We start from the raw sequence: 13,388 nt of genomic DNA on the forward strand, positions 1-13,388 counted from the left end.
CGCCCCCCCCCCCCCCCCGCACCCTTCGTTACAATCCCGACGCCGCCCGCGCCCTCCTTGCCGAAGCCGGCTACCCCGGCGGCAAGGACGCCCCCGTCATCGAACTCCTCTACAACACCTCCGAAAACCGCCGCGCCATTGCCGAGACCCTTCAGCAAATGTGGCGGCGCGAACTCGGCATCGAAACCCGCCTCGTCAACCAAGAGGTCACCGCCACCTTCGAAGCCCGTCGCACCGGCGGCTACGAACTCCTTCGCTCCTCTTGGACCGCCGACTACGCCGATCCCATGACCTTCCTTGATCTCTTCACCTCGGCCAGCGCCAACAACTTCACCCACTGGAAAAGCCCTGCCTACGACCAACTCCTTTACCGCGCCGACCGCACTCCCAATCCCGTCACTCGCGCCGCCCTGCTCCGGGAGGCCGAGTCACTCCTCCTCGACGCCGCCCCCATCATCCCGCTCTACCACTACACACACGTCTTCCTGATCCACCCCACCGTACGCGGCTGGCACCCCACGCCGCTCGATCACCATCCCTATAAACACGTCTCGCTCGACGTGACCGCACAGCCATAGGGTTACTAGCACGGTTCCTGCGCAGCGGGAGACGTGTCAGACATAGATGTTGGTGCTGGCGGCTGGTTATGTTCCTTCTTTCAGAAATATATTTAGTTCCTTTAGCAAAGCATCCGATTCTGTTTTGGACAAATATGGCACCTTTATTGTTCGGGCCCAATAGAAGCTCTTATCTGTAACTAGCGACACCCTTGAAAACGGGAATCCTTTCAATATATTCTCTCGCTTAGGAACGGGAGTAAGAAATTCAACATTGCGAAGGAGAGTATCATCATCTGGAGCTTTAATGTCACCTTTTCTCACTCGTCCAGCGGCAACGATGCCAGTCCACTTGTGCGAAAAAAATACTATATCGCCAGGCTGAACATACTCTATAAAACGCTTTGCCTCACCAAAAGCCGCGACACATTTATTTTCCATCATATACCATACGGAATCCTCATTATAGCTGCGATTAGTATCAAACAGAACACCTTTTACATCACCAGGATTCTGATGTCTATCATAAGGCTGGGAGAAAAATTCAAAGTATTTTTCGCCTGCAAACTCATAGATCCGATAAGGAGAAAACTCAATAGACACCCCTTGAATCCTCCAGTAATTCACCGCATTAATCAGAGCATCATCCGCCGCACTTCCAATAACCACCAAATGCTGTTTGTTGTTGATTTCTTTAGGACTGAGTTCATGGCCTAGGCCAAATGCTTCTCGGTGAGCCTGTGCCAAATCTATTTCCTTGCCAATATATTTTCTATAGTTTTCCTGCAAAGTTGTATAGCTCCACTGTCCGGCATCTTGAGCATATCGCAATGCTTGTTGAAGAGCTCCCTCGCCAGCTGACGCCCTCTTCAGCTCAAATATAATCAAATCCCCTTTTTCATTAAGGGCATATATATCAGCTTCCGCTTGATAAGGCCGTTCTTGAAAAACCGGCATCAGACTAGTGTCTTCATAAAGCACACCGAGTATATTTTGTGCGACAAGCTCCTCTAATTCTTTTTCACTCTTCCCAAAGCTTGCAAAATCCTTGAAAGCTATTGGCTCAAGTTTTTCCGCGTTATCTTGATTCGTTGTAATTTTATATAACATAAATAATTTTTATCAACCAGTGACAATCTCCCTGACCAAACACGGTGTTTTGGCCGGCATCATGGTCAGGTTGGGCGAGTTAAGCGCCGAAGATGACGGCTCGGTGAAATCAAACCTTCCACAACCAAGCGGCCTTTGACGGAAGGATTCCCTCATTGGCCGGAGCGGAGAGTGGATTAAGGGGTGAGGCATGTCGGACTTGTTTTCTTCCGCAATCACCTCTGCCTGGCAATTCAGGAATTTCACATGGAATCTCACCATTGCTTCCAGCCCCCCCCCCCCCCAGCGCACAGCGGCAAGCGCGGCGTTGCCAAGTGCGGCAAAGTTTGCGCCCATGGTCCTCCTCAATGAAAGCAACCGACCGCATCGCCGAGACGTTTCAACGCTGCCACAACGAAAATCGCGCCGCCTTCGTCGCCTACCTCTGCGCCGGGGACCCCGATTTCGACACCTCGCTCGAAGCCTGCCGCGCCGTCCTGCGCAACGGCACCGACATCCTCGAACTCGGCGTGCCCTTCTCCGATCCCCTCGCCGACGGACTTACCAATCAACTCGCCGCCCAGCGCGCCCTCGAAAGCGGCATGACCGCCGCGCGCGTTTTCGACCTCGCCCGCACCCTCCGCGCCGAATTCCCCCAAACTCCCCTCGTATTCTACACCTACTACAACCTCGTTTTCGCCAACGGCATCGACGCCTACGTACGCCGCGCCAAGGAGGCGGGTATCGACGCCCTCCTCACGCTCGACCTCCCCCCCGAGGAGGCGGACGACCTCGCCGCCGCCTGTCGCCAGCATGGCGTGCGCACCGTGTTCATCATCGCGCCCACCACGCCCGACGAACGCATTGCCACCATCGCCGCGGCCACCACGGGATTTATCTATTATGTGTCGCGCGAAGGCGTGACCGGCGTGCAAGACTCCGTCGCCACCGGCTTGGGCGCGGCCATGCAACGCATAAAAAGCCGCACCACCCTGCCCGTGGTGATCGGTTTCGGTATCGGCAAACGCGAACACGTCGCGGAAGTCGCCCGCCACGCCGACGGCGTTGTCGTGGGCAGCGCGCTCGTCAACGTCATCCGGGCCAACCTCGACAACCGCTCCGCCATTGCCCCCGCCATCGGAGCCAGGGCCGCCGACCTCGTCGCCGGAGTCGGACGCGCCAAAACCTGAGAAAATCAACCACTGATGTTACACAAACGGAGCAAGGAGCGGCGGTTTCCAACCGCCGGACGACGCGAAGCGTCGCCAATTTGGATAGCGCACGATTAGCCACCAAGGCGATCCTGTCGCAGTGCTATCAGTGAAAACGATAACTTTTCCAGTTCTCCCCAAAACACCGCTCCACCAGCCCCGCAGGCTGCGCATTTTTTGCGACATCGCCCCACCTCATTTTCCGGGGCTTCCCTCGTAAAGCGATTAGTCTGAGGACGCATTACGCATAAATTGTCTTATAGTTGTGTCCAACTTCTAGCCTCTAGAAAATTTGGTTTACATTGGAAATACCCAGGCATTCGTTCTCCCTTCGACTTTAACCAGACCAACCACGACCAGTGAGCCATCCACACTCGCGAAAGACCTTTTTCGCCAAGCTTCTCGGTATCTCGGCCGCCATCGGCCTTATGCCCCGACTGCTTGCGAAACCCGTATCTTCCACCGCCAACGCGGTCGCCACCCAGGCGTCAGTCCCGGGTGCTCCCGGCTCCGGCCGTCCTGGTTCTGGTGGCCTTGGCAACAAAACCCCGGCATTCATCCTTCGGCCTGACCCGCGCGCCATCGCGCGCACGGCCGGCGCGGAATGAGCGGCACAGTCGTCAACCCGGGAAAACCAACGGCTATGTCCTACCTCTTTCCGAAGTCAGCCAACCGGCTGCCGCTGCAAATCATCGTGTATCTGTTCATCCTCGGCGGCATCGCCACCGCGGCCATCACCTACTACGCCACGCCGAAGTATGCGAATGTCGGATACGCGCCGACGCAGCCCGTCCCCTTCAGCCACGCCCTCCACGCCGGCCAGCTCGGGCTCGACTGCCGTTACTGCCACACCGGCGTGGACAAAGGCCCCACCTCCACCGTCCCCACCTCGCAGACCTGCATGAACTGCCACAACCAAGTGCGCACCGACAGCCCCCTGCTCCAACCCGTGCGCGACAGCTACGAATCCGGCCAGCCCGTGCCCTGGGTCAAAATCCACGCCCTGCCCGACTACGTTTATTTCAACCACTCCGTCCACATCGCCCGCGGCGTCTCCTGCGTCGAGTGCCACGGACGTGTCGATCAGATGGAAGTCGTCCGTCAGGAAAAACCCCTCAGCATGGCTTGGTGCCTTGAGTGCCACCGCAACCCCGCCACTGGCATCCGTGACCCCAAACTCGTCACCCAACTCGCCTGGCAACACCCCGGCGGCGACGACGCCAAACTCAAAGACGGCAAAAAGTTTATCCACGATTGGAACGTCATGCCCCCTCAAAGCTGCTCCGGCTGCCACCGCTAAATCATCCAACGCCGCACCGCCCGCCGAATGAAACGCAAATTTCACCATCCCGAACCCGACACCAACGCCACCACCCCCTCCGGACGCAATTATTGGCGCAGCCTCGACGAACTCGCCGCCACGCCCGGCTTCAAGCAACAACTCGAACGCGAATTCCCCGAAGGCGCCTCGACCCTCGCCGGAGTTGACCGCCGCCAGTTCTTCAAGCTCATGGCCGCCGGCTTTGCCCTCGGCGGACTCGGTTTGGCTGCTGGTTGCCGCCGCCCCGAAAAACACATCCTCCCCTACGGCAAATCCGTCGAAGACATCATCCCCGGCCTCCCCCTCTACTACGCCACCGCCTTCCCCCACCGCCGCGGAGCCATCCCCCTCCTCGCCGAGACGCATCAGGGCCGCCCCACCAAACTCGAAGGCAACCCCACCTACAAACCCTACGGCGGAGCCACCACACTCCTCGCCCAAGCCACCGTCCTCGACCTTTACGACCCCGACCGCGCCACCACCCACATCATCAACCGCGCCGCCGCCACCCCCGCCGCGATTCAAGACATGTTAACCAAAATCGCCAAGGACCACGCCGAGGACAAAGGCGCAGGCCTCGCCCTCCTCGCCGGTCACTCCTCCTCACCCACCCGCGCCCGCCTCGTTGCCGCGCTGCGCAAAAAATTCCCCGCTGCCACCTGGACCGAATACGAACCCATTCAGGACGAACCACCTCCCGCCGCCGCGCAAGCCGCGTTCGGCAACCCCGACATCAAACCCCGCTACCAATTTGCCAAAGCCGCGCGCATCGTCTCCATCGACTCCGACTTTTTCCACGCCGAGTCCGGCTCGCTCTACTATACCCGCGAATTCGCCAAGGGTCGCAAAGTCCAAAAACGCGACGACCCGATGAACCGCCTCTACGCCGTCGAGAGCACGCTCACGCTCACCGGCTCCATGGCCGACCACCGCCTGCGCCTTGCCAGCAGCCACATGCTGGCCTTCATCGCCGCGCTCCACGTCCGTATCACCAAGACCGATACATTCGCCCCGCTCGCCGCCGGACTCGATTTCAAAAACAAGGACGCGTGGCTCGACGCCTGCGCCGCCGACCTCCTCGCGCACCGCGGACGCAGCATCATCGTCCCCGGCGCGCACCTCCCCGCGCAAGTCCACGCCCTCGCCCACGCCATCAACGCCACCCTCGGCAACATCGGCCCCGGCAACCCCGTGGAACTGCTTCAACTCCCCTCCCCCCCCCCCCGGCACGATCCAAACCCTCGCCAAAGCCATCGACAGCGGCTCTGTGACGACGCTCATCATCCTCGGCGGCAATCCCGCCTACGACGCGCCCGCCGACCTCGACTTCCCCACCCTCCTCAAAAAAATTCCCCGCATCGTCCGCCACGGCTATTACGTGGACGAGACCACCGTGGCCGCCAGCGCCGCCGCGCCCGAAGGCACCGCGCACATCGCCGCCGCCCACTTCCTCGAATCCTGGGGCGATGCCCGCACCGCCGACGGCACCATCGTGCCCGTGCAACCGATGATCCAGCCGCTCTTCAACGGCCTCACCGAAAACGAAGTCCTCGCCCACCTCGCCGACCTCGAAAAAACCGATCCCTACACCCTCGTTCACGACACCCTCGTCCCGCTCGCGGGCAAAGGAGCGGGAGGCGCGATCGATGCCGACGCCGCCTTCCGCAAATTCCTCCACGACGGCCTCCTCGAAGGCAGCGCCTACAAGCAGGCCGACGCCACCTTCAACCCCGCCGGACTCTCCCCGCTCTTCACCGGCCCCGCCACCGTCACACTCCGCCCCCCTGCCCTCTCCGCGCAAAACCTCGAAGTCCGCTTCGTCACCGACCACAAAGTCGATGACGGACGCTTTGCCAACAACGGCTGGCTCCAAGAATGCCCCGACCCGATCACCAAGGTTGCCTGGGACAACGCCATCCTCGTCTCCCCGCATCTTGCCCGTCACCTCGGCATCGAACCCGGCGGCTCCAAACTGCAAGTTGCGCGCAAAGAAACCGCTGAATTCGCCGCCGGCAAAGAACGCGCCTTCATCGGACGCGTCACCCTCAACGGACGCACCATCACCGGCCCCCTGCAAATCCAGCCCGGCCTCTCCAACTTTACCATCGTCCTCCCCCTTGGCTACGGCCGCACCGTTTCCGGACGCGTGGGCAAAGGCACCGGCCACAACTTCTATCCCATCCGCACCAGCGACGCGCCCTGTATTGCCGTTGGCGCTACAATCGAAGTCACCACTGACCGCTACCTCCTCGCCAACACGCAGGAGCACTGGTCGATGGAAGGTCGCGACATCGTCCGCGAGACCAACTACGAAGAAGGCGGCAAGACCGACCTCGCCTGGGTCAATCAGATGGGCATGGAGTCGCACGCCCCCGCCAACCTCGGCCCCGACAAAGACAAACCGCTCGCCGAACTCGTCACCACGATCCCCCGCGGCAACTCGCTTTACCAAACGCCCGAGTTCGACGGCCTGCACCAATGGGGCATGTCGATCGACCTCAACACCTGCATCGGCTGCAACGCCTGCGTCGTCGCCTGCCAGGCCGAGAACAACATACCCATTGTCGGCAAAGACCAAGTCCTGCGCGGACGCGAGATGCACTGGATACGCCTCGACCGCTACTACTCCGACGGACGCGCCGAGGGCGCCGCCTTCGGAGGCGAAGGCAACCGCGAGATTCCCGAGGACCCGCAAGTCAGCCTCATGCCCGTGGGCTGCCAGCACTGCGAACTCGCCCCCTGCGAAACCGTGTGCCCCGTCAACGCCACCGTGCACGACAACGAAGGCCTCAACACCATGGCCTACAACCGTTGCATCGGCACCCGTTACTGCGCCAACAACTGCCCTTACAAAGTCCGCCGCTTCAACTTTTTCGACTGGAACAAGCGCGCCACCGACCAGCTCTACATGGGCCCGCTCGGCGAGCAGAAGCAGATGCCTGAACTCGTCAAAATGGTGAAAAACCCCGACGTCACCGTGCGTATGAGAGGCGTCATGGAAAAGTGCACCTACTGCGTGCAACGCATCCAGCAGGCCAAGATCGCGCAAAAACGCAAAGCCGGCGCCAGCGACGCCGTGCTCATCCCTGACGGCACGATCAAGACTGCCTGCCAGCAAGTGTGCCCGGTCGATGGAGTCACCTTTGGCAACCTCCGCGATCCGGAGAGCGCCGTATCCAAAGCGAAAGCACGCGAGCAGGACTACGCCTTGCTCGGCTACCTCAACATCCGACCGCGCACCACGTATCTCGGCAAGCTCCGCAACCCCAACCCCGCGATGCCCGACTACGCCGCGCCGTACAGCCGCACCGAATACGACTCCAAGAACCACCCACCCGCCGCAGGAGGCCACCACGGATGAGTAACAACGCCTCATCTACATTCCCTGGTAGGGAGGCCTCTCCGAGGCCTCCGCAAGACGCTGCGCCCGTCCCCAACGCCACATCCGCCAAATCTGTCCCAATACCATCCGTAGCAGCCCCCGTTGGCGGCACTCCAACCGGAGGCCTCGGAGAGGCCTCCCTACCAGGACAACATGCCTTAATCACAAGGCCACCTGATCGCAAATGGCTGAATCACGAAACTCCGGCATGGATCAAATTCCCCACCTTTTTCATCACGCTCAATTGTAGAAAACGCGGGCACAATCATCTGGCCTGCCCCAGCGTCGGCCCGGCACTTCTCGACAGTGTTCGCTTCTATCAAAAATCGGGCAACTGGTATCCACTCATCTGGCTTTTGATGCCTGACCATCTGCATGCAGTGATTTCAGTGTCTCTCGATAAAGACATCACAAAGCTGCTTGCCTCTTGGAAACGCCACACTGCCACGCATCAACACATTGATTGGCAAGAAGGCTTTTTCGATCACCGCCTGCGCCAAGATGAAAGTGCCAACGAAAAAATTGCCTACATCGCCAACAATCCCGTCCGCGCCAACCTAGTCGCACATCCGGACGACTGGCCGTATCGTCTTTTCGGTTACGAACTAAAAACCACCCCCACCCCTGGTAGGGAGGCCTCTCCGAGGCCTCCGCAAAACGCTGCGCCCGTCCCCAACGCCACATCCGCCAAATCTGTCCCATTACCATCCGTATCCAGCCCCGCTAACGGCACTCCAACCGGAGACCTCGGAGAGGCCTCCCTACCGGGCGCTGCCGCGCCAACATCACTCACCACTCATCCATCCATTTCCCGCTAATGGCCCACGCTGACACATCCGCCGCCACTGCCGACGCGCACACTGCCATTCCACGGCCCGCCATTCTCGACGAAGTCCGGCCCGCGCACCTGCCGCGCGCCACCCTCGTCGAGAACAACCACTCCTTCGCCTGGGTTACCGACAAAATCGCCGGCATCATCGAAGCCAAAACCCCAACCTGGTGGTGGGTCTGCTTCGCCATCGCCTGCTGCGTTGCCTCGTTCACCGTCGCCGGCCTCACCTACCTCGTATCCACCGGCGTCGGCGTCTGGGGACACGCCAATCCCGTCAACTGGGCGTGGGACATCGTCAACTTCGTCTTCTGGATCGGTATCGGCCACGCCGGTACACTCATCTCCGCCATCCTCTGCCTGCTCCGACAAAAATGGCGCACCTCGATCAACCGCGCCGCCGAGGCCATGACGATCTTCGCCGTCGTCTGCGCCGGCCTCTTCCCCGTGTTTCACGTTGGCCGCGTTTGGTACGCCGTCTGGCCAGGCTTCCTGTTCCCTGTTCCCAATTCCAACGCCATCTGGCCCAACTTCCGCTCGCCCCTCGAATGGGACGTCTTTGCCGTCTCCACCTACGCGACGGTTTCCGTTCTCTTCTGGTACGTGGGACTCGTCCCCGACCTTGCCGTGCTCCGCGACCGCTTTGCCCGCGCAGGCAACCGCCTCAAAGCCACCCTCTACGGCCTCTTCGCCATGGGCTGGCGCGGCAGCAACCGCCACTGGAGCAACTACGAAATGGCCTACCTCATCCTCGCCGGTGTATCCACTCCGCTGGTAATCTCCGTGCACACCATCGTGTCGTTCGACTTCGCCGTCTCGCTCATCCCCGGCTGGCACACCACAATATTCCCCCCCTACTTCGTGGCCGGCGCCATCTTCTCCGGCTTCGGCATGGTGCTCACGCTCATGCTCCCGCTGCGCTCGATCTTCAAACTCCAGGACCTCATCACGCAGTATCACATCGACTGCATGTGCAAGATCACCTTGGCGACCGGCACCATCGTCGGCTACGCCTACGGCATGGAGTTCTTCATCGCCTGGTATGGCGCGAACCCCTACGAAGGCTTTGCCTTCATCAACCGCGCATTCGGCCACTACGCCTGGGCCTACTGGATCATGATAACGTGCAACGTCATCACGCCCCAATTCTTCTGGTTCCGCTGGGTGCGCGAAAATACCACGCTCGTCTGGGTGCTCTCGATCTTCGTCAACGTCGGCATGTGGTTCGAACGCTTCGTTATCATCGTCACCTCGCTCGCCCGCGACTTCCTCCCGTCGAGTTGGGGTTACTACAGCCCGTCCATCGTGGAAGTGTTCACCTTCTTCGGCACCTTCGGTGTGTTCAGCGTGCTGTTCCTCCTCTTCATCCGCTTCCTCCCCATCATGCCAATGGCCGAAATCAAAGCCGTCATGCCGCAGGCCGACGTCCACGGCGGCCACGACCACAAACACTAAAACCACAGAATCATGCCCGCGCCCGATCCAACCTACGGCCTGATCGCCACCTTCGAGACCGCGCCCGCGATCTACCACGCCGCGCAAAAAATCCGCGACGCCGGCTACCGCCACTGGGACTGCATCACGCCCTTCCCGATCCACGGCCTCGACGCCGCCATGGGCGTCAAACGCTCCCGAGTGCCCCGCTTTTCCATCACCGGCGGTATCATCGGATTCACTACCGGCATGACCGGCATCTGGGCGATGAACGCCTGGGACTACCCGCTCATCGTCGGCGGCAAACCCATGTTCAGCCCCATGTTCGCCTTCCCCGTCAGCTACGAACTCACGATCCTCTTCACCGCCTTTGCCACCATCGGCGGCATGTTTATCCTCAACCGCCTGCCCATGCACTACCACCCGGTCCTCAAGAGCGACCGCAGCGTCACCGGCATGGACGACAAATTCCACATCGTGATCGAGGCGCGCGATCCCAAGTTCGACTCCGCCCGCACCCGCGCCCTCCTCGAACAAGCCGGCGGCCAGGCCATCGCCGAACTGGAACCCTGACCCTCGCCTACCGCCATCACCACACCACTTCATCGCATCGACATGCGCACCGTTTATCTCGCCACCTTCTTCATCGTCGTGCTCGCGGTCTCGATCCTCGGATTCCGCGGCACGAACTTCTCGCGTCCCCCGCTGGAGATATTTTCCGACATGGACCACCAGGCCAAATACAAGCCCCAAGCCCAGTCGCAATTCTTCGCCGACGGACGCACCGACCGCCCCGCGCCCGCCGGAGTCGTGGCCTTCGGACGCAGCGCCACCACGCCCGACCCCGATTTCCTCCGTGCCGACACCGCTTATTATGCCGGCAAGAACACCGACGGCACCTTTGCCAAAGGCTTCCCCTCCCAAGCCCCCGTGACCGCCGCCCTCCTCGAACGCGGCGCCGAACGCTACGCCATTTACTGCGCCCCCTGCCACGGCGCGCTCGGCGACGGCAACGGCATCACCAAAGCCTACGGCATGGGCGCCACCCCTACCTATCACGACGACCGCCTCCGCATCATGGCTGAAGGCGAGATCTACAACACCATCCTCCACGGCAAGGGCAACATGCTCTCCTACGCCGACAAACTCGACGCCCACGACCGCTGGGCCGTCATCGCCTACGTTCGCGCCCTGCAACGCGCCCAGCACGCCACGCCCGCCGACGTCCCCGCCGCCCACCGCACCGAACTCGGATTGAAGTAACATGCCCCCCTCACACCTACAGCACACACATCCTGGTAGGGAGGCCTCTCCGAGGCCTCCGCAACCACGCAGCACCCACCTCTTGATTTCGAATCCCTCAACCACGCACGACGGAGGCCTCGGAGAGACCTCCCTGCCGGACACCTTAAACGCCACCGTATCCAATTCGTGGATATCCAATCAATGAGCACCCACGCCGCCACCGCCTCAAGCACCGTCGCGCCGACGAACTCCGCCGCCAGCGTCCCCCCCCCCCCCGCCGCCGCCGTTCCCGCTGCTGCTGCGCCCGCTGGCGTCATGCCCGTACCAGCCACTGCCGCCGCCAACCGTGCGCTCCTCGTCGGCATCGCCGGACTCGCCGCCACTGCCGCCGGACTCATCTTATCGGGACTCAAGACCGTCGGTTTCTCCTACCTCGTCGGCATCACCTTCTGGACCGGCATCGCCCTCGGCATGCTCTTCCTCGTCATGATCCACCACATCTTTGACGCCAGTTGGTCCGTCGTTCTCCGCCGCCAGTTCGAGCACGGCCTCTCCGCCTTCAAGTGGCTCGCGCTCCTCTTCGTGCCGCTCATCGTCACCGCCCTCTACGACCCCTCGCTCATCTGGAAGTGGATGGACCCCGCCTACGACCTCGGCAAAGTCGGCGGACACGGCACCGTCGGACACGACATCCTTTGGATCAAAAAATCCGGCCTCCTCGACACCCACTTCTTCATTGCCGCCACCCTCGCCTCCTTCCTCGTCTGGATCTGGCTCTCCGCCCGCCTGCGCCGCGCCTCGTTCGCGCAAGACGCCGACGGCGACATCAAGTGGACCCACCAAAACCGCTTCAACGCCGCCCTCGGCCTCCCGCTCGCCGCCATCACGCTCACCCTCTGCATCATCCTCTGGGTCAAGTCGCTCGATTACCACTGGTTCTCCACCATGTATGGCGTCTGGTACTTTGCCGGCTGCGCCCGCGCCGCGCTCTCCGCCGGCGTCATCATCATGCTCTGGCTCTGGCAGCGCGGAGACTACAAAGGCATCCTCAACGACAACCACCTGCACTCCATCGGCCAGCTCATGTTCGCCTTCACCGTCTTCTGGGCCTACGTCACCTTTTCCCAATACTTCCTCATCTGGAACGCCAACGTCCCCGAGGAAACCTTCTGGTACAACCTCCGCGAACTGAACCCCTCCGACAACTCGCCCAACCAGTGGAAATGGGTCGGCATGTTCCTCCTCTTCGGCCACTTCTTTTTCCCCTTCTTCGCGCTCATCAGCTACCCGGCCAAAATCTGCAAACCCTGGATGAAGTTCATGAGCTGGTTCATCACCTTCGCGTTTCTGATCGACGTCATCTACAACATCCTGCCCTCCAAAAAACTCGCCACCGGCGGACTCGAAGGCGGCAACCCGTATCCCTTTTTCAGTGACAGCCTGATCTGGGTTGTCACCGCCCTCATCGGCATCGGAGGCATCTGCGTATGGTCCTACCTCCGCAGCTTCCCCACCGCCAAGCTCATCCCGATCCGCGACCCCCGCATCAGCGAATGCCTCACACATCATTAAATCATGATTTCTCCCGGTAGGGAGGCCTCTCCGAGGCCTCCGCAACCACGCCTCACTCACCATCGACATCCGAATCACTCAACCACGCTCGACGGAGGCCTCGGAGAGGCCTCCCTACCGGGACAGACCAACACGACCTCCATTTGAACAATCCCATGAGCACCGCCGCCGCCGCTCCTGCCAAGCCCACCCCCTTCCTCCTCACGCTTGCCGCCATCGTGGCCGGCTTCGCCATCTTCGCGCTCATTCTCTTCATCGCGTATCTTCCATCAAAACCGCCCGCGATCCAGGCCGACAACGGCACCCTCACGCCCGCGGAACGCCTCGCCCGACTCAACGAAATGCGCGCCAAGGAACACGCCGCCGCCACCAGCTATGCCTGGATCGACCAGGAAAAACGCATCGTGCGCATCCCCATCGACGAAGCCGTGCGCCTCACCGTCCGCGACCTCTCCGCCGCGCAAACCAAGGAGGCATCCCAATGACCGAGACAACCACCGGAGGCACCATGGAATGGTTTTTCTACGCGGTCGCGTTTCCCGTCACCCTGCTCCTGCTCGCTTCCGCCGCCTATGCCCTTTACTGGGCCTCGCGGCACGGCCAGTTGCAAAACCTCGAACGCGGCGCCACAACCATCTTCGACGACAAAGAACCCATCGGCACGCAGACCGACTATTTTCCCGGCAAAACCAACCAGGAAAAAACATCCCAGCCCCCGCCCACTCCAGACACTAAACTCTAAACCCTG

General features: G+C 61.1%; 12 protein-coding genes and 1 pseudogene. 12 read left to right on the forward strand and 1 reads right to left on the reverse strand.

The features are described from left to right. Positions 1-578, forward strand: a 578-nt coding sequence (locus tag OBACDRAFT_RS21995; RefSeq protein WP_043589065.1) for an ABC transporter substrate-binding protein, incomplete at its 5' end; no start/stop codon positions are given. A 66-nt stretch (positions 579-644) separates the two neighbouring features. Here the strand turns inward: OBACDRAFT_RS21995 and OBACDRAFT_RS22000 are convergent. After that, entirely contained in the window at positions 645-1,667 is a 1,023-nt protein-coding gene (locus tag OBACDRAFT_RS22000; RefSeq protein WP_043589066.1) for a PDDEXK family nuclease, read from the reverse strand. 347 nt (positions 1,668-2,014) lie between these two features. On the opposite strand from OBACDRAFT_RS22000, the gene trpA reads away from it, so the two are divergent. From trpA to OBACDRAFT_RS22065, 11 genes and pseudogenes are all read left to right on the forward strand, one after another. Continuing rightward, on the forward strand, positions 2,015-2,836 hold the full coding sequence (gene trpA / locus OBACDRAFT_RS22010) for a tryptophan synthase subunit alpha (RefSeq protein WP_043589068.1): 822 nt from the start codon (positions 2,015-2,017) through the stop codon (positions 2,834-2,836). 380 nt (positions 2,837-3,216) lie between these two features. Beyond that, a complete protein-coding gene (locus OBACDRAFT_RS22015; protein ID WP_043589069.1) occupies positions 3,217-3,465 on the forward strand; it encodes a hypothetical protein in 249 nt (82 codons plus the stop codon). Between the two features lie 35 nt (positions 3,466-3,500). Beyond that, entirely contained in the window at positions 3,501-4,157 is a 657-nt protein-coding gene (locus OBACDRAFT_RS22020) for a cytochrome c3 family protein (RefSeq protein WP_043589070.1), read from the forward strand. 27 nt (positions 4,158-4,184) lie between these two features. Then, a pseudogene (locus tag OBACDRAFT_RS31315) lies at positions 4,185-7,539 on the forward strand (TAT-variant-translocated molybdopterin oxidoreductase). After that, positions 7,536-8,378: an REP-associated tyrosine transposase gene (locus OBACDRAFT_RS31320; protein ID WP_112787797.1), complete on the forward strand. Its 843-nt coding sequence runs from the start codon at positions 7,536-7,538 to the stop codon at positions 8,376-8,378. The pseudogene OBACDRAFT_RS31315 and the gene OBACDRAFT_RS31320 overlap by 4 nt, the downstream one beginning before the upstream one ends. Next, positions 8,378-9,844 (forward strand): NrfD/PsrC family molybdoenzyme membrane anchor subunit, encoded by a 1,467-nt coding sequence (gene nrfD, locus OBACDRAFT_RS22040; protein ID WP_043589072.1) that lies wholly within the window; start codon positions 8,378-8,380, stop codon positions 9,842-9,844. The genes OBACDRAFT_RS31320 and nrfD overlap by 1 nt, the downstream gene beginning before the upstream one ends. Positions 9,845-9,856: 12 nt before the next feature. Then, positions 9,857-10,396 carry a DUF3341 domain-containing protein gene (locus OBACDRAFT_RS22045; RefSeq protein WP_043589073.1) on the forward strand — a complete coding sequence of 180 codons (540 nt, stop codon included), beginning with the start codon at positions 9,857-9,859 and terminating at the stop codon, positions 10,394-10,396. 42 nt (positions 10,397-10,438) lie between these two features. After that, on the forward strand, positions 10,439-11,086 hold the full coding sequence (locus tag OBACDRAFT_RS22050) for a c-type cytochrome (protein ID WP_043589074.1): 648 nt from the start codon (positions 10,439-10,441) through the stop codon (positions 11,084-11,086). A 183-nt stretch (positions 11,087-11,269) separates the two neighbouring features. Further along, positions 11,270-12,640, forward strand: a complete 1,371-nt coding sequence (locus tag OBACDRAFT_RS22055) for a hypothetical protein (RefSeq protein ID WP_043589075.1) — start codon at positions 11,270-11,272, stop codon at positions 12,638-12,640. Positions 12,641-12,795: 155 nt separating this feature from the next. Continuing rightward, positions 12,796-13,125, forward strand: coding sequence for a hypothetical protein (locus OBACDRAFT_RS22060; protein WP_043589076.1), 330 nt, complete (start codon positions 12,796-12,798; stop codon positions 13,123-13,125). Beyond that, complete coding sequence (locus OBACDRAFT_RS22065) at positions 13,122-13,382, forward strand: hypothetical protein (protein WP_052362373.1); 261 nt, start codon at positions 13,122-13,124, stop codon at positions 13,380-13,382. The genes OBACDRAFT_RS22060 and OBACDRAFT_RS22065 overlap by 4 nt, the downstream gene beginning before the upstream one ends. The last annotated feature ends 6 nt before the right edge of the window (positions 13,383-13,388 follow it).

Source organism: Geminisphaera colitermitum TAV2, from assembly GCF_000171235.2.
GTDB classification, from domain to species: Bacteria; Verrucomicrobiota; Verrucomicrobiia; order Opitutales; family Opitutaceae; genus Geminisphaera; species Geminisphaera colitermitum.